Consider the following 23,042-nt stretch of genomic DNA (forward strand, 5'->3'; position numbering starts at 1 on the left):
TTCAACAATAACGATACTATTCTCTCAAAATAATCGGGTACCGCTTCTGCACTAATCAAATTTTCGCTGCGAATTTTGGCTTTTAACACGCTCAAAAAAAAAGCTATCCCCATATGGAGATAGCCTCATTGTAATCAGAGAAGCCTGTTTATTCCGCTTCCTATTTTATATTAATTATTCTACTATAAGTTTCTTGGATACACCATCCACTAATACTAAATAGACTCCGGAATGAAGCTGACTCACGTCAATGCTTAACTCCCCGCTTTTTGTGCTGGTTTCATATACTTTCGTTCCCAGCACCGTAAAGATGCTTACCTTTTGTCCGGATAATACCCCCGTCAAACGCACCATCTTTCTGGCTGGATTTGGATACATTTTAAATCCAACTTCGGCTTCAGAAGACAACAAAGATTCATACTGAGCAACAAATAAATAAGGCTTAAAAATGCTGTCCGGAAAATCCTTATCCCAACCCATAAATACATAGCCTGGCTTGGCCGTCACTACCGGAACATCTGGCATATTACCCCCTGCGCTTACTTCAAATTCCAGTTCATCCTCCGAATCTCCGTGTGAAGTCAATTCAAATTTCACCAAATAATCCGCTGCCACCCATTTTGCATATAATGTTAAATCTCCATACTTCCCTAATTCCAACGCAGTCACCGGATTTCCGGAAAATGCCGGATCCAAATACCAGCCTTCAAAGGAATAACCCGCTTTTATGGCACCTGAAAATGAAAATGCATCTTCAATCGTATACTGCGTCGGATTTTCAGGCAGGTTACTTCCCCCATTCAATACATAATTGATATCGTATGAGGTAGGCGTCCATTTGGCATACAAATTATAATTTTGACTTTGACCCACAGGAATTGCTGTTATAGGCGCTCCCCAAAAACTTGAATTGGTGTACCACCCACTAAAATCATAACCGGTCCGGTTAGCATTGTATAAGGTGGCGCCTCCCTCGATATGATAGCTGAAAGGGTTACTCGGATGATTGTTTCCACCGTTAGAGGAATAATAGATGCGATAATACACTAAATCCCATTTTGCATAAAGGGTGGTATCACCTGTTGTGCCCACAGGAAAATCATACACGTATTGGTCTTCAAAGTACTCGTTATAAAACCAACCGTCAAATGAATAACCCGTTCGCCAGGCACTCCCAAAGTTCACCTCCTCCTCAATAGTATAATTAGTGGGATTATAACAATACCCTCCATTCATTTCATAATTAATCTGATAGGGAACGGCTTCCCATTTGGCATATAAATTTAGCGGCTCGGTTAACTCCTCCTCAAAATCCCACTCATATTCCAGGTTTACACCATCATCATAACTCACATACCAGCCCACAAATTCATATGCCGCTCTGGTCGGATCGACACTAGGTTTATAAATTTTATAAAATTCATCCGCTTCCTGAGCCTCATACTCTCCTTCTCCTCCATTAGGTAAAAACATAGCGGTACCCGGGCATTTTCGCCCTGAATCACTAATATTCCATCCTTTCTCCCATTGAAGTTTATTTCTGGCCGCTTGCGCCTCCGAACTACAATAAAAAACACCTCCGAAAGTCTTATAATTCCTGACCGGCAACTCACTCCATGCCACTAGCAAAGCATCATAATTTTTATGGGAAAAGTTAGTTCCATGGAGCATTTGACTAAAATATTCTACTTTACTCACATCCCAATTACTGATATCGGAATTAAAAGACGCTGCTCCTGTAAACATATAATCCATGTCTGTTACATTTCCAACGTCCCACTCGCTCAGGTCCGAATTGAAACTTATTGCGTAACGAAAAGCATTCCGCATATTTGTAACTAGACCCACATCCCATTGACTCAAATCTCCCTGAAAAGCTTCTGCTTGATAAAACATATCACGCATGTTCCGCAAAGATGACACATCCCAAAGCTCAAGACCATTACCCTTAAAGTCATAAGCATATTTAAACATATAGCTCATATTGGTTACATTCCCTACATCCCAGGCACCTAAATTCTGGTTAAAGGAATCGGCATCGTAGAACATATAATCCATTCTTCCAACCTCACTCACGTCCCAATCACTCAAATTTTGGTTGAAAGACCAGGCATAATAAAACATCCGGGACATATTCGAAACCTTACTTACATCCCAATCATTCAAGCTTTGATCGAATGACCAGGCGTTGTAAAACATTCCTGACATGTTTTCTACATTACCTACCTCCCACTGATTGATGGAATTATTAAAAGAAGTGGCATAATAAAAGGTTTCGTACATATTGGTCACCTGACTCACATCCCAGTCATTCAAATTTTCATTGAAGGCCCTAGCGTAATTAAAAAGCCCAGACATATTCGTCACATTGCTCACATCCCAATGCCCAATTCCGTCACGGAACTTACTTGCCCTGAAAAACATACGGCGCATACTGGTCACCGAAGAAAGGTTCGGAGCATCTGTCGCCTTCATGGTAAATTCACTAGCCTGGCTAAACATATTTTCGACGAAATACCATTGGTTATCGCCCCACTCCAGTACCTCTCTCACCTTTTGGGCATTGTTAATTTGTCCTGAATTGGGATTATCTCCAAAGGAACAAAATGTCAAGCCCGAAAATTCACCTTCAATGGTGATGGCATGTCGCCCGGCATCTTGATATTGATGATTAATGACCTGCTCTTGCCCAATCGCCACAGATTGAAAGACCCCATCCCCCCAATAAATGGTTACATTTTCAACTTCATCATCACTATGGGGGGCGTGAAAAGTAATTAAAAATTCCCGGTGCCCCTCCTCAATCTCTACCGAGAAAACAAATGGGTTTTGTGCCTGACCCTCAAGCCCCAAAAAACAACCCAATAAAAATAAAATCAGGATTTGTAATCGATGTTTCATATACTATTTATAATGATCGCTCTATTCCGAACGGATATGATATAAAAATCAAAATTATAGGGCTAATTCAAATATTGCAAAATATCATTAAATTATTTTATAATTTCCACTCTACAATATTAAGGCATAAATTAATACTTAAAAATCACCAAACTAAAAAGGTATTATGAGGTGATAAAAATCAAAAAAACTATTACAAGACTACCTATTTAAAATAATTTATGAGGAGTTAATCAAAAATAATAACTGAATACCCAACTTTATTTCAAATAATTACATCCTTCATAAAATGCTATAAATCTACCAAATAGACATAGAATCAACGATTAATTAGGGCTATATTGCATTATATCTATTAATTTTTTTAACTATCATGTATTGTTATTGCGATTTTACCCCCTATATTTGCGCTCTCAAATTTAATTTTACTCATATTAATCATGAAAAAATTTACTAATCTATTCCTTTTCGGGTTGATTTACTTACTGCTTTGTTCCTGCGCGAGAAGTGTGGATAGCTCAGAGCTTACGATGGATGCACAATTTGACGCAAGTATAAAAATTTATGCAAAGGCAAATTTGGATTTATCTACCCCAAATATGGAAGATGCGCCTGCCGGATGCCGCTTTGTGCTTTCCGCAGATTATTCTGACTTCAATAGCAACGCTTCAGGAAGATGGTATGATACCTTAACATTAAATGAAAATGGATATCTTGAAACTGCTGTAAAAGTTTCAGCAAAAGGCGTCCATTTTGACCTTGAACCCGTTGATTTTGAAGCAAATCAAAAGCAGGGAATTAACAGCAATGTTTCTGAGATCAATAAAATTTTTAAAGCAGATGAGCTGTCTTTCACATTAGTACCTAGCCAGGCTAAAATCGAGACAGTTGAATTCTACGGTGAAACGATTGGTGACGAAATGGATATGGTTGATGTTACCTTCTTCTTCCGCGCATATACGGACGAAGATGAAGGAATGGCCGCACTTCCATCTGATTTTGAGGTAGTTTTCAAATCTAGTAACAGCTCCAACTACTGGACCATTCCGGTAACTTCATTTGAAGTAGTATCAAATGATAACAGCACTTACAGCAAAGCAGTTGTAAGCGTCCCAAAAAGCCACACCATCAAGGTTATGGATTTCTATTATGACCTGACTACTGAGGACGGACCAGAAAGACAAAAATACTACAACAATAGTACATTCTCTTACTCGAGTAACGGTCTGATCCAATACATTGATTTTAACAATTCAGCAGATTCGACTCCAACTAAGTAAGAATAAGATATTAATATGAAAAAACTTTTAAGTTTTGTATTAATGTCTTTATTAGCCATTAATACTTATGCACAAGAGGAGGAAGTTCTAAGCAAAAAAGGACAGCCTGTTTTACCAAAAGCTGGTGATTTTGGAATTGGTTTGGAGGCAAAGCCTTATTTGGAATTTTTGGGCAATATGTTCAATGGAAAAACCAATAACACCATTAGTCCAAGCAGTCAGACGATTCATTTACGTTATTTCCTAACGGATAATTCGGCGGTAAAATTGAATGTGACCATCAATAATTCTACTACAAAAAATCTTTACTATGTACAGGATGATGCCGCTATCGCGGTAGACCCGAACAGTAATGCGCAGGTAGAAGATATGCGAACTCGTTTTTATCGCAGCACGTCATTTAATGCCGGTTACCAACAGTTTCGTGGATATGGCCGTTTGAGAGGATTTTATGGTGCTCAAGCGACCTACACGCATTCGACCAGCCGCTATGCATACGAATATGGAAACCAGATGACGGCTGCTAACCCAAGACCTACCACTTACCAGGGAAGATCCTCAGAGAGAACGCTGGAGACCCGCGATGGCAACTACAATAGTCTGACAGCAGGTTTATACGGTGGTATTGAGTACTACTTTATCCCCAAAGCCTGCTTTGGAGCAGAAGTAAGTGTAAATTACGGATACGGTTGGGAAAGCCAGGGATTTCGAGTTTACGAAACCATGGTGGGTGACCAAAGAGTGGAAATGGACAAACCTACAAGTCCTGGTGATATTAACAGAAGTTTCAAAACTACAGGAGCCTCTTCGACCTATGCAGGCCTGTATGTAATGTTTCACTTCTAAGACAAAAACAAAAATCAGTTTAAAGCCTGTCCTTCAGTGGATAGGCTTTTTTTATGCACCAATGCCGCAATATTCAAATAGTACTATTTTTTACAGAATCCTACTTTTATCACCTAGTTTAATGATTATTATCATCCCGTAAATATACCATACATTAAAGCTTAAAAGGGAACTTTTACCCAATAAAATAAAGGTCAAATTTGCTCTTAGCGTATTTTCGCAAAACACCCGAATTAATTTGTTGGACTTATAAAGCAAAAAAATACAATAAAGTCGATATTACAACTCAAAAACGCTATTGTACAATAATCGATTCAATTTATATAGCATATTTGTAGCACGTCGTTTTTAAGTGATGAATTGATAACTCATCACTGTTTGTTACTTTCGGATAATGGAAATTTATTTTCCGAAATCTGATATTTCCACATCAAAAAGCCGGTCCCAAGCCGGCTTTGGATTTTTTAAGGGTTTTGATCTTCTTTCCCGAAATCAAAAAAACTTACATCTTGTTCTTTTCTCTCCAATCCTGCACTGTTCCAGATCGCCTACCCGTGTCTTATATATAGACATCATTTGATTGCCAGAAAAAGTTCGGATAATTTTAGCGCATGTTTAAAGGCGCACCAACCGGCTGTAAATTCGAATTATTGGAAGCGATTTTGGATAATTTCTCCACAATAGTGATGCTATTCTCTCAAAATAATCGGGCATCGCTTCTGCAATACCTCAAATTTTCGCTACGAATTTTGGCTTTTAAACACGCTCTTCGGAGCAGGCATGAGCCCGAATTTTTCACCGATAAATTAATTGACCAGAAACAAGCGACTTATTGTCAAATCATTATGATTTATTTTCTTTGATTTATAGTAGTCAAATTTGGGCTAACTCGCTTTCTCCCCATCCCTCCGCTTTCTTGTAAAAAACTCGAATTAATAAAAACCCCTTCATTTTTCCCGATTTACCACTAAAAGAGGGTTTGAGCATGAATGATCCGGCTTAGCGCGTTTTCAAAAGCCAAAAGACAGTTCCGGATTAATCGAATCCGGAAAAGCGAATCTATAAAGTCCCCCTATTCAATGCAAACCACTTCCAACGAAAAACACCGGCTGTTCCGACCCTGGATCAATACTCGGCTCATTCCATCATTTAAATAATAGAACGCCATAATATATCTTATTTTTCTGATACTACTATTGGTCTTATGTTTGCATCATCATCAAAAACAAAACATTCAGCAATATGAACACCGAGCAAAGCAAGCTATTTGGACAATACAATTTGAGAGGCAATCATCTTCAGAACCGCATCGCCATGGCGCCCATGACCCGCTCCAGAACCATTGGAGAGGAAGTGGTCACTCCTCTTGCCGCAGAATATTACGGACAAAGGGCCACTGCCGGATTGATTATCACCGAAGGAAGCCCAATTTCGAAAGTGGGAAGAGGATATTCCATGACACCCGGCATTTACACTCCTGAACAAATTGAAGGCTGGAAAAAAGTGACCGATGAAGTTCATGCCAAAGGTGGAAAAATATTTATACAATTATGGCATGTTGGCCGCAGATCTCATAGTCTGATTGCGGGTGAACAACCGCATGCACCCTCATCATTAAAGGTAACAGACAGGGTATACGGACCGCTTCAAGAAGGTGGCTTTGGTATGATTGAAACTGAATTACCTAAAGCCATGACTTTGGAAGACATCAAAAATACGCAGCAAGATTTTGTTCAGGCCGCCAAAAATGCCATAGAGGCAGGTTTTGATGGTGTGGAATTGCATGGCGCACATGGCTATTTAATTGACTCTTTCCTGAGATTGCATGCTAATGAAAGAACAGATCAATACGGAGGCAGTAAAGAAAATCGAATGCGATTCCTTTTGGAAACCATCACAGCGGTGACGGAAGCCATTGGAGGAGAAAAAACTGCCATTCGACTTTCTCCACACGTGGCAGAAGGAGCGGCAGCCCATGATCCGGAAATTATCGATTTGACCTATGAGATCTTAAAAGCCTTGGAACCACTCAATTTGGCTTATATTCATTTCTCGGAAAATATCTCCAATTATCAGGAGGTGCCGGATAGTTTTCGAACAAAAGTAAGAGCTGTTTATAATGGCCCGATCATGGTGGCAGGAAAATTAACCAAAGCAAAAGCGGAAGCAATATTGGCTAAAAAACAAGCTGATCTGGTCGCCTTTGGACAGCCTTTTATTTTCAATCCTGATTTGGTTCAAAGAATGAAAAATAACTGGCCACTGAACGAAGGGCGGGCAGATGCACATAGTACCTTTTATGGTGGTGGAGCAGAAGGCTATACGGATTACCCTTTTTACCAGTAATTATGGCAAAACGCTGGTTAAAAATCCGGCATAAAAAAACCACCAGCACTGCGGGCATGTCGCAGGCGGTGGTTTTCTACTTTTGACCAAATAAAATGGTCGACCCTAAAATTATTCTTTGGAGCGTGTTTACAAGCCAAAATTCGTTGCGAAAATTGGAAGAATTGCAGAAGCGATAATGGATTATATTGAAAGAATAGCATCGCTATTGTAGAGAAATTATCCGAAATCGCTTCCAATCATTCGAATTTGCAGCCGGATATGGTGCTTTAAAACACGCTCTTACTGGTAATAAAGTCGAATAGTCTGACTTTCATTCACCATTTTTGTTTCCTGTTTTGCCAGTTCTGCTTTGGTTGGATAAACCAATTTAATCTCACTTCCTGCTTCTACATAAAAAGTCAGGAAATCATTCATATCCTGCTCCGGAGAGGCAGTTTTCCCTTCTAGCAGCACTTCCCCATCCTTTAAGATTTTTACTTCTGCCGCCACGCGATCATCCCCCATGGAACAAGCCTGATTTTTAAACATGACCAACTGCACTTTTACTTTTCCATCCTGCATGGCCGCTTCCTCTTGCAGGTGCGCCTGATATAAATCTAAATAACGCTGGGTCACATTTTCGGCATGCACATATTTAATATCTTCATCCCACACCAAAGGGAAATGAGCGTCTGCAGGTTTATAGGAGGAAGCATAAATCCAATGCGCTTTACTCGCCGGATTGGCCTGTCCTGCATCCGGCAGGAACCAACCTTTATCCAGCCCATCACTTGGATAATATTCTGTGAAATTCCACTGCCCATCTACGTAAACTTCATTCCAGTTATGATTCCCCTCCTTCGTTGTCCAATTTGGAGTTCCAACGATACGAGCGGGAATTCCTACGGCGCGGAAAGCATCTACCAATAGCACTGAAAGGCCTGTACAAGATGCCAATCCGCAATCCATCGATTCATAAGGGGACTGATCCGGCTTGGGGCGAGCAGTAGAATACTTAACTTTTACCTCCTCCATGATCGCATGGTTAATGGAGTGAATGGCCTCCCGAATATCCCCGGCATCTTTCACCATGGGAGCAAAACGATTGTAAAAATCCTGACGCCAATTATCACGACGCTCATTCAAGGTCGCATAAGGCAATACTTCATTAAAAAAAACTTCCTTAGGAATCGCTTTGGCCCATGCAAATTCCTCTCTTGCCTGATAGGCCAGGGCAGTATTTTCTAATAAGTAATCCGCTTTTAAAGATTTAAGATCCCGCTCCGGCATATAGGCGATCAAATAAGCCATCCCTTCTTTTTGAGCCGCCGGCACCTTTGTCAGGGCGAGCTCGAGTTCGGTGGCATTCTCTCCAGCCAGACTAAGGGCTTGAGAAATTTCTTCTTGATATTTTTGTGGCACTTGCTGATCAACAGATTGACGGCAAGCCACTGAAATCAATAGTAAAAACACCCAGGACCTGAGGGTAGCAGAAAAAAAATCATTCATCGTTGCTGATATTAAATTCATGCTCAATATGCAGTCTGTAGGTATTTTCCCCCGTACTATTTGGGTTACATTTGGATAAAAATAATAGGAAGAGCAAAAAAAGCACCACCTTTTGGCAGTGCTATTTCCATCCTTATGTTTTAACCCGGATTATTCATGCTTCAATCCTCTTTTAGTTGCAAGGCGGGAAAAATGAGGGAATAGTCTCCTATTTCGAGTTTTTTCCAACGAAGCAGATGAATGAGGAGAAAGCAAGCTTACCTAAATTTGGGCTATAAAAAAATCAGCAGAAATGATCCTATTGAGTTGATTTTAATTCAGTTTAGGTGAATTACTTAATTTAGCGGTGAATAATTCGGGTTAATCTTATTATTCCTGCTTAAACCCTCCTTTTGCTGCATGGCGGGAAAATGAAGGAATCTTTACTATTTCGAGTTTCTTCCAAACAAGCAAAGAAACGGACCGAAAGTAGGCATACCCGAATTTGGGCTATTGGAAAACCCACAAAGGTAAATTAAACCACTAGCATTCAACTCTTGAGCGCAAATATTCAAGTCTAAGACTGAATGACTCGACTTAGATAAATTGCTTCTCACCGATTTAAGCTATCGTCAATGATTAAAATAAGGCCACATTTAACTTTCACCTTTTTCTGCACAAGCCCTAAAGTCAGAAACTCCCCGTCAAATAAGCAGAAATCAGCCAGTGATTATGCTCCCCTTCCTTCGTAGGCTGAGATTCCGGCAAGGAAATCTTGAGCTGATGCTTTCCCGCCGAAAGATCGCCCAAATAAATACCTACCGGATCCACCACTGAGCCGGGACACCAATTAGATCTGGAGTAATCCGATGAAGCAACGCGCTCCTGAATGGTTCCGCTCACATATTGGCGTTTTTCCCAATCCAGCCATTGGGCTTCCTTCACCTCCTCCATCCAAATACCTGAGGACGGATTAAATCTTCGGAAAGCGGCGCAGTCAGTCCTCCAGGGAATCCAGTCCCATTTCAATTCCCCATCGACATAAACCTTATTGGGGTTTGGCACAAATTCATCCCCTCCGGAATGCCCGCCATGGCCTGTTATGATATAATGAATTTTAATGTTCTTCAGTCCAGCCGGCACTTCAAAATCAAATTCGGCTTCCTGACGGCTCAAATAATCAAAAGGCTGCTGTGGGCCAAAATAGGCTATCGAATTGAAAATAGGGGCGGCATAAGTTTTCGGCATCACGTCATTAGCCAAATAGGCTTCTTTAATCTCCAGTTCTGCCGACAATTGATACCCTTGTGGTGTCCAGGTATCAATCCAAACGCCCACATAAACTTCTTTCCCCATGAGCGCCGGAAGTCTGTCGGAAATATCCTGTTCCCAAACCACCTCATTTTCCCAATGATCAATATAAGCGGGTTTTCTTCCCACCGTATCCTGCGAGTAATAGCCCACACCAAAAGGCGTCATAAATCGCATTAATTCCATCGCCGGTGCATAACCTTTGGCCGGAAGTAATCCCGGGAAATCTTCTGAAATACCGGCACTTGCGGGAAATACCGCTTTCCCTTCTTTAATAGAAATTAAATTCACCTCCTGATCGGCGGGAAACATGAATAAAGAACCGGATTTATCCCAACGGTCTCCATTGGACTGCAAGGTCACTTTCAATTGGGCTTTCGCCTTTCTTTGATAGGCCGGCAATTGCACCTTTTTTAAAACTATCCGACCATTATCCAGTCGCAAAAGCCCTTCCTCCTGTTTCAGATCGCCCAGCTCGGTATTAAAACAAACCGACTGTTGATCAAATATTTTCAGACTTAAATTCCCAACAGCCGGGTATTCCTTAGGCCCACAAGACTGAGTCAAAAAGAATAAAAAAATATATAGAACGGAAAAATATCTATTCAATAACATCTCTATTTTAAATAAAATCGTTTATAATTTTCCGGACATCAGCCACTTTTTGTCCATTCGCCCGAAACAATGAAAACTCCGGAACACCCCCACTTTTCCCCATGCTAATATGAGGGTTTTGGTATTCCATGGTAGAAGGTCGTTCTTCCATGGCGGAAAGGTGCAATTCATTCACCCCGGCCTGCAATAATTCCAATGCATTTTGAGGCCCCACACCACTTCCGGCCATAATGCTGATACGACCATTGGCTTGTTGTACCAACTGATTTAAAACCGCTATTCCTTCCGGTGCTGTATTAAAACCACCGGAGGTCAATACCCGGCCAAAACCCATGGCTATCAATTGTTCCAGGGTTTCCGGTAAATTAGCACTCATGTCAAAAGCCCGGTGAATGGTCACTTCCATCCCCTCGGCTAGCGCTACCAAACGTTTGCAGGTTTGGTGATCCAAGCTTCCATCCGGCAACAGGGCGCCAATCACAATGCCATTCGCCCCGGCTGCCTTGGCCATTCGCACATCCTCCTCCATTACTTCCACCTCCAGCGGGCTGTAAACAAAATCTCCACCTCTGGGGCGAATGATTACATTTACCCCAATATGCAAGGCCTGGCGCACCTTTTTAATTAATCCATAACTCGGAGTCGTCCCTCCTTCAAACTGCCCCATACACAGCTCCACACGATCTGCCCCATTGTCCTGAGCAATAATAGCAGACTCTAAACTATACACACAGATTTCTAACGCCTTTTTCATTATTTTTTGTTATGGATTATCAATACTAAAATACATCCAATATTACCATTTACCTTGAATCCAAACAAGAAAAGGCAGACCAAAAGATCTGCCCTTTCCGCTGGAACACGTCCAATTAAGAGCATGTTTAAAAGTGCTCCATCCGGCTGCAACTTCGAATGATTGGAAGCGATTTTGAATAATCCCTCAATAATTGCGATACAATTCTCTCAAAAAAATCCTTTATCGCTTCTGCAACAATCAAATTTTCGCTACGAATTTTGGCCTATAAACTTGCGCTAATGCTGACCCCGGAAAGAGTACCACTGACTGGTGGTAATGAAGTCCGTAGAATAAGATTTGTAAGCACTTTTCTGCGCATCAATCGCTTTGTTGGCATTGGCCGAGTTCACCGTCAATTCACGCTCCGGATATGGAAAACGGGTAGGACGATAGCCATCCGTTGCCCCACCAGTGTGCATGGCCTCCTCACGGAACTGATTGGTAGTGGATCCCGGATTCTGAATAGGATCGCTGCTGTACACCGGCAACTGCACCATTCTTTCCTTTCCGGTGAACTGACCATCCACTATGGATGGGAAATGTGTTCTATTCCACAAGGCGTAAGCTTTGTAACCAGATCCCAATTGAGACAACCAATGCTGATACAACACCACATCCAATGGACTCTCAAACATATTATTGGGAGCAGATGCAGGGTTGGAAAAGATTTCTCCCGCCTTACTCACATAAGCCGCCACGGCTGCATTCCAATCGTAATCAGCATTGCCATTGGCCTGATAAGCCATCAATAATTGATCAACAATCCCCTGTCCCGGGTAAAGGCTGGGGTATTTCATAATGGCATCATGAACGCCTGCCTCAAATTCCGCTTTGGCATCTGCACCTACCCATCCACGAAGAGAAGCTTCTGCTACCATGAAATGAACTTCATCAGAACCCATTACGATAGATGGAGATTCCGCACTCAGGATCGTTTCCGGATTAATGCCGGTAAGCACCGCATACTGACCATCGCCATTAAATGGACGACCGTAGTTTGTTTCCGCATTGCCATCCGCATCACGCTGTACCCAAAGCGCAGCGGTTTCCAGTTTAGGCTCCCCGGTATTTGGATCCGGGTATTGGAACAATCCCTGACGACCGAAATCAATATCTCCAGCGCGCAACCCACGGAAGGAAACCGCTTTAAAGTCTTCTCCCACAGCGGCATTCTCTGCCATGGCGAAAGGATCAAAATTGGGAATATTGGTCCAGGCCTTCGCAGAACCCGAAGCCATATCCAATGGCGCTGCCACCCAGAACAAACGAGGATCTTCCAGCGCTTGCATAGATTTCAACGTTACCTCTGACATATAGGTATGAGAGAATCCACCCACACGACCCTGATTAGCGACGCCGGCACCGTTCACATGTTGCCCCCAAGGACCACCTTCTTCACTGTGTTGAACCAAGGCGGTCTCATTTACGGTTGAAATATATCCACCTGCATGGGTATAGGCTTCATTGAAAATCGCCTTGCCCGCATCCGCATCAGCAGCAGACATCATCAGACCAATTCGCATCAGATAAGCATTGGCTAACTTCACCCATTTCACCTGATCGCCCTGAAAATATAGGTCATAGGCAAACAGTTGGTCTGCATTCGCGGCTGCTATCGCCTCCCGAGACGCTTTAATCTCTTCGGCCATGGCTTTCAGTACCGCTTCCTGACTGTCATATTCCGGATAATAAACCTGCTCGGAATAACCCTTACCGGCTTCAAAGAATGGAATATCTCCATAAAGTAAAGTAGCCCGTAACAGGTTCACATTTTTCACAATGTTCAACTGAGCGATTTTACCATCATTTTGCCCTTCGGCATTATCGGCTGCCATTCGATCATTAGCATCGGTCACATTTTTCATCACGTCCCGGTAAATTAACTCCCAGGTACTGTTGGTGAATCCGTCGGATCTTCTAAAACCATTACCGGCGGTATAACGACATCCGGAAATACCCGACATGGGAGAGGACATGATCAGGTTACCACGCCAGCCCTCATGCCCGGAAGCGAACATTTTTAATTGGCTGTAAGTAAACTGATGTTTGACATCGATATCATTTCCCGTCCAGGGGTTTTGGTTCATTTCCTCGAAGCCATTGGTGCAGGAGGAAAGGGAAGCAGCTAAAACCGCTGCACCCATCATATATTTTTTAATTCCCATGATTTTCAATCTTAGAAGTTAGCATTCAATTTGAATCCAAAAGTTCTTGGAATCGCCATGTTAGTAGATTCGATTCCCTGTCCGTTACCAGAGGTGAAAGAAGCCTCCGGATCAATGTTTTCCGTTTTGGTCCACAGATAACCGAGGTTGGTCCCGATAGCAGATACCGACAAGTTTTTAAATGGTGTCTTTTCAATCAGGCGATTAGGCAAACGATAAGTGATCGAAAGCTCACGCAATTTGATAAAAGAAGCATCATACATATGGAATTCAGAAATTCCTGCCATCGAACCATAATATTGCTCAGGATCAACAGATCCATTGAAAGCGGAATAGGTACCATCCCCATTTTCGATCACCAGATTACCCGGATTCCACATGCCCGTATTGTAGTAAGCGTCACGTCCTACCAATGTGGCTTCGTGTTTACCCATGCTATACATGGAGGCATTGGTATTGGAATAAATGTCTCCACCGAATTTAGCATCAATCAATGCAGATACGGAGAAGTTTTTGTAAGTGAAGGTGTTTCTCCAGCCTACCATCCAGGGCTGCACCCCGTTACCAATCACTTCATTTTCATCATTGGCTACCATTCTCACCTCACCATTATCGCCGGCAGTGACTACATAGTTTCCATTAGGATCGCGTTTGGCCGTTTTACCCACAATCGCGCCATATGCCTGACCAGGAATAGCCTGCACCGACACTGAACCGGAAGTTGGCAATAACATATACTGTGGCACACCTTCAGTCAGGGAAATCACCTCATTTTGGTTATAAGAAGCGTTGACCGTGGTCTCCCAGGTAAAGTTTTGGGTCTGAATTGGCGTACCGGATACCATCAATTCCACCCCCTGGTTGGTGATTTCACCCGCATTAATCCAGGCAGAAGCATAACCGGAAGCATCTGATACATCAACGTTCAAAATTTGATCAACAGCAGATTGCTTATAATAAGCCGCATCAATGGTCAGGCGATTATCAAACATTCTTAAATCAAAACCAAATTCATAAGAAGTAGAAATGGCTGGCTTCAGATTCGCATTTCGGATATCACTACCCTGAATTCCACCCACATTGATGAAACCATTTCCATTCGGGTGATTCCAGGCATCCAACTCATACTGCAATGCCAACTGATAAGGATCGGTATCCGAACCCACCTGCGCCCAGGAAGCTCTCAACTTACCGAAAGACAACCAGGAGGGCATGGTCCAGTCCATATCCGAGAATACCCAGGAACCGGATACCGATGGATAGAAGTAAGAATTATTATTCATGGGTAGTGTAGAGGACCAGTCATTTCTGGCGGTCACATCCAGGAACAGGTAGCCTTTATAGCCGATCGATGCCGTACCGAAAACAGAAGAGATGGCACGTTCATAAGTGCTGAAAGCTGCAAATTTCGAAGCTCCGGCTTCCGGATTTTGCAAAATGTCAGATGGGAATTCAGAAGAACCCACGTCCGTATACTCTCTGAATTGGTGCATATAAGAAGTACCAATATTGGAGGTAATGTCAAAGTCACCAAATTGCTTGTGGTAGGTCAGCATCAAATCAAAGTTGTCCTCCAGCTCCAAAGAAGTACGCTCATAAGCACGTCCCTGCTCATAATATGGAGTACCGATGGGTTGTAAAACATTTTGGCGGAAGGCTTTGAAGTCACGACCACCACGCGCCAGTACAGACAGGTCATCCGTAATCTGGTAGGTAGCTGACAACATCCCCATGATGCGGTTAGACTCATCCTCATTCTTCACCTCATTGGTGTACCAGTATGGGTTAATTTCCTTCTCATTGTATCCCATTGGCAAGCCGGTGTTCGGGTTTTTATAATCCTTCATCCAGTCGGTGCTATAGGTATTTGGAATCCCCAGCATCATGCCCATATAGTTATTCACGGAATTACCCATTTCCATCCGGTTATGTGCTTTCTCATTCACATAGGTTACGCGTGAATCCAAAGTCAATTTATCATTGATCATTTTGGTCGTTCCGCGTAAGTTAAAGGAATTACGATCGTAAGCGGAATTTTCCACCATACCATCATTGGTAAAGTTACCATAGGAGAAACGAAGGGAAGAGGTCTCGTTTCCGGTAGTCAGGGCGATGGAGTTATTGAAGGAAACCCCATTGCGGAAGAAGTTGTCATAATTGTCGTAAGTCTGCAAAGTACGCATCTTACCATCATAATAAGCATCGGTAGGCGCATGCCCTGCAATTTTTGGCCCCCACATACTGGTGGTGGATTTCGCATTGGAAGAGGTCGGCAATTCTCCTCTGGTTCCGTGTGCATAGGCTGTTTGCTGATCAGGGGTGATGCCCATCACATCTACAGTCACGGCAGAGTTGAAGTCAATCCCCCATCCTTTGGTGTTGGATCCTTTTTTAGTGGTAATCAATACCACCCCATTGATCGCACGTGAACCATACAAGGCAGTAGCCGCAGGACCTTTCAATACCGACATGGTTGCGATGTCCTCCGGGTTAATGCCCGTCAGGCCATTTCCGGAGTCCGTACCTCCATTGTCTTTATCATCGGCACTTTGCAATTGATTGTTAGACATGGGCACACCATCAATAACGTATAAAGGTTGGTTAGAACCGCCTAAAACGGCATTACCACGAATCACTACGCTGGCCGAAGAACCAGGACCTCCGGTTACCGGAGAAATTTGCACCCCGGCCACCTTACCCTGAAGGGAGTTCATCACCGAAGGGTTGGCGGCCGTAACGCCCATTTCCTCTGCCTTTAACTCGGAAACGGCATAACCCAAAGAACGCTCTTCACGCTCAATACCCAAAGCGGTAACGACCACATCATTTAATTGTGTCACCTCGGGGGATAAGGTGGCATTAATGGTCGTACGATTGCCCACTTTTTCAGCCAGGGTGGAATAACCAATAAAAGAAAATTGTAATTCTGCCTCAGCAGAAGGTACAACAATAGAATAGTCACCATTGAAATCAGTAACCGTTCCGTGAGAGGAGCCTACTACGGTAATGTTTACCCCTGGTAAACCGGAATTGTCCGCAGTATCAGTAACCTGGCCTTTCACTGTAATTCCCTGTGCCAAAGTAGCCATAGGGGAAAGCAGTAAGAGACACCAAAAGAGTAGTCTTATTGGGACCATAAGAAAAACGTTTTGAGTTTAACTAAAACAAAAAATAAAGAATCAATAAGCCGGTACAGTCCCGATGAAATACCTTATACCAACTGCCCAATCATGGACTATTGCTCAGGTAAAAAGGGATTGTCCCGTTCTGAATACATTTGCAAGTAATTAACTATTTCTTAAAACATCCAACTAAATGAGCTTGAATTTTAAGAGATTTTTAAAATTTTACCCATTTGTAATCAATTTTGTCAATAAAGTAATCCCTTTCATTAAGTTAATTTGAAAAATTAATGGGTTTTAATCTTTCGGTTTAATGCCTTTGTCATCCCGGATATCGTTGAAGAACGTCAAATTAGATTAACATTAAGGCTTGTTTCTTTTCTGAGCACAAAAACAATGCAAAACCCTATCAACCAAGCTCTTCACTTACTTATCCCGAATTTTGAATGCTTTTATTTCAGCCCTCCTACCAAAGCCCTAAAAATACCGCCCGGTTACACCTAAGAAAAAAGAGGCAACTCCAAAAGCACTTTAAACCCACCAAAAAAACTCAAACAACGTTTTGGTCACACAAAATATGACTAATAAAATACGGAACGAGCCGGCCACAAAAACCAAGTTTTTCGTCGACTCCTGCATAATGGCAATGAGGCATCAAGGGATTCAACAAGTACAAGTAAGGGCCTTGTTTCCGTTGTAGCAAAGCCGCTACTACAGGTTTTCAAATAGACCAAATGGAGGTGAGCTTGCTTTCTTCACTTTCCTCTGCTTCATGGGAAAAAAATGAAATAGGGAACTATTCCTTCATTTTCCTGCCATACCGTTAAATGAGGATTCAGCGCATGTTTATAAAGCACACCTTTCGGCTGTAAATTCGAACCATAGGAAGGGATTTGTGATAATTCCTCAACCATAGCGCTACTATTCTCTCAAAATAATCTTGTATCACTTCAGCAATAATCAAATTTGCGCCAAGAGTTTTGCCTTTTGAACATGCCTAGCTGGAGTAATCTACCTTAGGCCTTTAAAATCGGTTTAGGCATCCATAAGCCGGGCAAAAAGTAGCTAAGCGGGTTACATTTTAAAAACTTCACACAGGAGCAAGAGCCTCTTACCCACATTGCTAATTCGATCGAGAAAGAAAGGGTCATTTTTGTTAATTTGCAAAATTGCATTCTTCGTCTAATTGGGTAAATTTGTCCTCAATTCACCCAAAAGATTTTGGTCTTGAAAAAAAATTATTATTTCCCCTTCCTTTTTTTGTATTTTTTCCTGCAAAGCTTTTTTGTATTTGCAGAGGACACCATCTCCGCTGGCCTGAAATTCAATAGCCATGAAGTAGCGGTTGAAAATCGCACCGGGATTGCCATCGGTCAGAATGATCCCTTTAAGTTTTCAAAAACCATTGAATTATCCTTTGAGTTCCAATTGGAACCCGCTCCTTTTTTTGGCAATATCGTCAGAATAGTATTTGATAATAAAAAGAAACTAGACTTATCCTACAGCCCACCAGTCATTGAAAATGGACAGCAGAGCTTAAATCTGGTTTTAGGAAAAAGGGACAACTTCTCTATTCCAATTTTTAATCAGGCCCACCATTATGGGAATTGGTTGAACGCTTCCATTAAATTAGACCGCGATCAAAAGAAAGCGGAATTCTGTTTTATGGATACCACCTATCAGCTGAATTTTTCGCCTAAGTCATATGAAGGGATCAATGCAGTGGAACTCTTTTTTGGCAAACAACAGGATGGGAAATTTGTCATTACGGATGTGGCAGAAATGTCGGTGCGCAACATCAAACTTTCTTTAGACGATAAGAAAAGCTATTTCTGGCCTTTAAATGAATTGAATGGCACCATCGCCCAATCAAGCCAATCGCCTAAAGCAGCCTATATCGAAAATCCGGTATGGGCCGGGAAATACCATTATTTGTGGCAGCAGGCAGCCCAGTTCAAGGCTGACTTTAAGCCCGGCATGATCTATAATGAACAAAAACACCAGGTGGAGATCATCAATCAAATCCATGAAATCCATTACGTCCTCCCCTTTAAACAACTATCCGACCTTTATTACGAAAAGCCCTTATCCATCCCGCCCTCCTATATTAATGCATTCGTTAACCCGGTCAATCAGGAAAAAGTCGCTTATGACTTTCGGCATGGCGAACTCACTGCTTTCAACCATAATGACAGCAGCTGGGCGGAGATTCAGGCAAGTGAAAATGAAATGACCCACTGGCACCATAACATCCTGTATGACAGTCTTCGGGATGAATACCTGACCTTTGGTGGCTATGGTTATTTTAAATATAAAAATGATTTTTTAAGATTTGACAAGACACAAAAAGCCTGGGAAAAAGTACCCTTTTCCGGAGACTCCATCCCGCCGCGCTATTTGTCAGCAAAGGGTTATTTAGGGAATAATCAATACCTGATATTCGGGGGAATGGGGAACTATTCCGGCCGACAGGAGATGGGCGTGAACACTTATCAGGATTTATATTTAGTGGATTTAAGTGCCAGAACCATTAAGCTCCTTTGGGAAAAAGAAGAAGAAAGCCAGGATGCTTTTGTGCCGGCCAAATCCATTGTAATCGACCAGGACAAGCAGGTTTTTTATGCGCTGACCTTCTTCCCCTTTAACCAGGAAACGCAGCTTCAATTGCGCAAATTCAATTTGAATTCGGGAGAAGAGGTCATTGTCAGCGATAAGATTCCCTTTGAATTCAAAGATATTCGGGCAGATGTAGATTTATTTTACGATCAGGATTTTAAAAAATTCATTGCGGTTACGCGCTCGACCATAGAAGGCATGGAAGGGATTGTGCAGATTTATACCCTGGATGGCCCTCCATTAGCAGCGAGTATATATGAAGCCTCTCTGCAAAATGAAAAGCAAACATCAGGCTTCAGCCCACTATGGGGGGGCGCAATTGCGATCATTCTTTTAGTACTGCTGATCACCTATTTCTTCCAAAAAAGGCATCGTAAGCCTGAGGAGCCGGCAGCCATTATTACAACACCTTCAGAAACGCTCAAAACCATCCCGGCCAGCCAGGAAAAAGGAGCTCCACAACAAAAACAGGAGAGCATTCCCGAAACCCCTGTTGCGCAAGCATTCAAATTCGACTTCCCGCGAAAAAATGCCATTTACCTTTTTGGCGGACTGGAAGTCTTTGATCGGGAAGGTCAGGATATATCCCATAAAATCACTCCGAAGCTTAAGCAAATTCTGCTATTGATTATCTGCTACCCTTATAATCATGGCAGAGGCATCTCTTCTTCTGAAATGACAGAATTGGTGTGGCCCACTGCCACCAAAAGCAGTGGAAAAAACAACCGATCGATTTCTATTCGTCGTCTGCGATTGATTTTAGAAGAAATTGAAGGCGTAGAAATTGTTCATGATAAGCAGGAGTGGAAACTGGAGCTCACCAAAGAGGCTTTCTGCGACCTCAACCGCCTGCTGCAATTGAAGAAACAACTGAAGCAGGAGGATAACCGTCAGGTGCAGGAAGAGATCATGGCGCTCACCAAAAGAGGACCGCTGCCCTCCACCCTACGGGCAGAATGGCTGGATGACATTAACAACTTCATCGTGAGTGATACGATCAAATTACTCACCGATTTCGCCGTGGACATTGACCGCCCCAACCTCAAACTCCAGATTGCAGATGCAATTCTGCACCTGGACGATCTGGATGAACAAGGGCTGGAAATTAAACTTAAAACCCTGCTCAGCATGAACAAAGTCGGGCAGGCGCAATCCGAACTTAACCGCTTCAAAAAGAGACATCAGAACTTCTTCAATGACGAGTACAAGCTCAACCTGGAGGATTTTCAATAAATACCCCTAATCGCTGTCAGGGGTGGCATGACCCTGATGGCTCATTTTTTTTACAGTATGAACAGAAGGACATTCGTTAAAAATGCCGGGCTAAGCACTGGATTGCTTAGCATTGCCCCCCATTTTGCATGGGCAAAAGAGGAAAAATTTGTTTCCCAACGTCCGAAAGTTGCGGATCGGAAATTTACCAGTAAAGCGGTAGAAAAAGCCATTAAAACATTCAAAAAGGCCTGTAAAGATGAAGAGCTGGCCTGGATGTTTGAAAATTGCTTTCCCAACACCCTGGACACCACAGTCGACTTTTCCATGATTGATGGAAAGCCGGATACTTTTGTGATTACCGGAGACATCAACGCCATGTGGCTGCGGGATTCCACGGCACAGGTATGGCCCTACCTGCCCTTTTGCCAGGAAGACGAGCAACTGAAGTTGATGATTCACGGCCTGATCAATCGCCAAACCAAATGCATTCTGATTGACCCTTATGCGAATGCATTTAATAAAGGTAAAGAAGGCTCCCATTGGGAAAATGATTTCACTGAAATGAAACCGGAATTGCATGAGCGGAAATGGGAAATTGATTCCCTGTGCTACGCCATGCGACTTTCCCACGGTTATTGGAAGGCCACCGGAGACCCGCAGCCTTTCGACGATCAATGGGAAACATCCATTACTTACATTTTAAGAACTTTCCGGGAACAGCAACGCAAGGAAGGAATCGGCCCTTATTCCTTTATGCGCAAGACCCAAAAGCAGGAAGATACGGTCCCCCTTTGGGGAGCAGGCGCGCCGGTAAATCCGGTGGGTTTAATTTGCTCTATATTCCGCCCTTCCGATGATGCCACCGTGTTCCCATTTTTAATTCCTTCGAATTATTTCGCAGTAAACGAATTAAGAAATACCGCCGGCATGTTACGCCACATTCGCAAAAATGAAAGCCTGGCAATTGCCTGTGAGGAATTGGCCGATGAAGTAGCGGAAGCTTTGCGAAAATATGCCCGAACAGACATTCCTGGCGTTGGAGAGGTGATCCCTTTTGAAATTGACGGATTCGTCAACCGCCTCCTTATGGATGACGGCAACATTCCAAGCTGCCTTTCCCTGCCCTATTTAGGGGCCATAGATCAAAAGGATCCTTTGTATTTGCGAACACGAGATTTTCTTCTTTCAGAAAAGAATCCCTATTTCGCTAAAGGGAAAGCCGGAGAAGGGATTACAGGCCCACATGTTGGAAAAGATTATATCTGGCCCATGGCCATTGTGATGCGCGCCATGACCTCCAATTCCGATCAGGAAATTGCTTTTTGTCTGGACATGCTTAAAAACACCCATGCCGGCACTGGATTCATGCATGAAACTTTTCATAAAGACGATGCCCAAAATTTCACCCGCTCCTGGTTTGCCTGGGCAAACACTTTATTTGGCGAGTTGATTTGGGATTTATACCTGGAAAAACCCGCCTTGGTTCATTGTAAAAAATAATGAAAAAGAGGCTGTCTCATAATTTGAGATAGCCTCTTTTTTTTCAAAAATGCAAGTACCCTCCCACAGGAGCGTTTTCAAATATGCGATTCTTCGAGCCTGGGTTTTACTTTTGAGACGGCCTCTTTTTTGCTAAAAGGAAGGAGTCTGCTTAGTCCAGCAAAGTCAGCAGATGTTGTCTTCCAATATTCATCGCCTGATTTAGCCAACTCCACCGAACAGCGCTTTTGCAAGTGGTTTTGATTGGAGTCACTGATTCTTCAAAAGTCAGAATTTGGGTAAGTATACTTTCTCCTCATGCATCAGATTCCTTAGACAAACCCTGAAAAGGACACTATTCCGTCATTCTTACTTCTTGCAGCTAATAGAGGATGAAAACAAAACCGGCTTAGTCAGTCACGACAATTAGTTTTAGAGCATGTTTAATAACCACTACAGGGCTTTTTCATAAAAAGTTAGATCGGCCTTTCGACCCATTATATTTAATAATTTATCGTTTCTTTTTCATTTTATCTTGATAAAAAACGAAACAAAAAAATCAAGGCTGTGATCAATGTCGGCGGGACAACGAACCTGCTGACGGAATCCATCAAGGCGACATTTGGAGAAGGCGGGAGATTGGTGAAATATTGCCAAAATGTCGCTGTGATGCCTTCTAGTCGACAGCAGAACCTTTGTCTATCCGCCCATTGATCAAGGCCGGACTGTTGATGTGGAAGATATTGTACTATAAAGTTAGGCTGTCGAAAATCCTTTAACGTGAGGAAATCAAATAGATCTTCATTGGGAACTGGATCTTTCTTATAATCTGCCCATTGGTAGTTTTATGAAAAAGCCGTGATAACCACTATTCGCAGTG

General features: G+C 42.6%; 11 protein-coding genes. 5 read left to right on the forward strand and 6 right to left on the reverse strand.

Features of this window, described 5'->3' with window-relative positions; all coding sequences use genetic code 11:
* Window positions 1-174: 174 nt before the first annotated feature.
* Window positions 175-2,901 carry a BspA family leucine-rich repeat surface protein gene (locus AAA970_RS17895; protein ID WP_338238260.1) on the reverse strand — a complete coding sequence of 909 codons (2,727 nt, stop codon included), beginning with the start codon at window positions 2,899-2,901 and terminating at the stop codon, window positions 175-177.
* Window positions 2,902-3,341: 440 nt separating this feature from the next.
* Here AAA970_RS17895 and AAA970_RS17900 point away from each other — a divergent pair, with 440 nt between their 5' ends.
* From AAA970_RS17900 to AAA970_RS17910, 3 genes are all read left to right on the forward strand, one after another.
* The gene (locus tag AAA970_RS17900) at window positions 3,342-4,181 is read left to right on the forward strand and encodes a hypothetical protein (protein ID WP_338238261.1); all 840 of its coding nucleotides are present in this window, start codon (window positions 3,342-3,344) and stop codon (window positions 4,179-4,181) included.
* 15 nt (window positions 4,182-4,196) lie between these two features.
* Entirely contained in the window at window positions 4,197-5,027 is an 831-nt protein-coding gene (locus tag AAA970_RS17905) for a hypothetical protein (RefSeq protein ID WP_338238262.1), read from the forward strand.
* Between the two features lie 1,242 nt (window positions 5,028-6,269).
* Entirely contained in the window at window positions 6,270-7,373 is a 1,104-nt protein-coding gene (locus AAA970_RS17910; protein WP_338238263.1) for an alkene reductase, read from the forward strand.
* Window positions 7,374-7,655: 282 nt separating this feature from the next.
* On the opposite strand, the gene AAA970_RS17915 is transcribed toward AAA970_RS17910, so the two are convergent.
* The 5 genes from AAA970_RS17915 to AAA970_RS17935 all read right to left on the reverse strand — a co-directional run bounded on the left by AAA970_RS17915 (window position 7,656) and on the right by AAA970_RS17935 (window position 16,867).
* Window positions 7,656-8,864 carry a transglutaminase-like domain-containing protein gene (locus AAA970_RS17915; protein WP_338238264.1) on the reverse strand — a complete coding sequence of 403 codons (1,209 nt, stop codon included), beginning with the start codon at window positions 8,862-8,864 and terminating at the stop codon, window positions 7,656-7,658.
* A 669-nt stretch (window positions 8,865-9,533) separates the two neighbouring features.
* Window positions 9,534-10,763 carry a PNGase F N-terminal domain-containing protein gene (locus AAA970_RS17920; protein ID WP_338238265.1) on the reverse strand — a complete coding sequence of 410 codons (1,230 nt, stop codon included), beginning with the start codon at window positions 10,761-10,763 and terminating at the stop codon, window positions 9,534-9,536.
* A 13-nt stretch (window positions 10,764-10,776) separates the two neighbouring features.
* Entirely contained in the window at window positions 10,777-11,523 is a 747-nt protein-coding gene (locus AAA970_RS17925) for a copper homeostasis protein CutC (protein ID WP_338238266.1), read from the reverse strand.
* Window positions 11,524-11,801: 278 nt separating this feature from the next.
* Complete coding sequence (locus tag AAA970_RS17930; RefSeq protein ID WP_338238267.1) at window positions 11,802-13,730, reverse strand: SusD/RagB family nutrient-binding outer membrane lipoprotein; 1,929 nt, start codon at window positions 13,728-13,730, stop codon at window positions 11,802-11,804.
* An 11-nt stretch (window positions 13,731-13,741) separates the two neighbouring features.
* Complete coding sequence (locus AAA970_RS17935; RefSeq protein ID WP_338238268.1) at window positions 13,742-16,867, reverse strand: SusC/RagA family TonB-linked outer membrane protein; 3,126 nt, start codon at window positions 16,865-16,867, stop codon at window positions 13,742-13,744.
* Window positions 16,868-18,079: 1,212 nt separating this feature from the next.
* On the opposite strand from AAA970_RS17935, the gene AAA970_RS17940 reads away from it, so the two are divergent.
* Both AAA970_RS17940 and AAA970_RS17945 read left to right on the forward strand, forming a co-directional pair.
* Complete coding sequence (locus AAA970_RS17940) at window positions 18,080-20,701, forward strand: AfsR/SARP family transcriptional regulator (protein WP_338238269.1); 2,622 nt, start codon at window positions 18,080-18,082, stop codon at window positions 20,699-20,701.
* 57 nt (window positions 20,702-20,758) lie between these two features.
* Window positions 20,759-22,183 (forward strand): glycoside hydrolase family 125 protein, encoded by a 1,425-nt coding sequence (locus tag AAA970_RS17945; RefSeq protein ID WP_338238270.1) that lies wholly within the window; start codon window positions 20,759-20,761, stop codon window positions 22,181-22,183.
* The last annotated feature ends 859 nt before the right edge of the window (window positions 22,184-23,042 follow it).

Source organism: Persicobacter diffluens, from assembly GCF_036244895.1.
Lineage (GTDB): Bacteria > Bacteroidota > Bacteroidia > Cytophagales > Cyclobacteriaceae > Persicobacter > Persicobacter diffluens.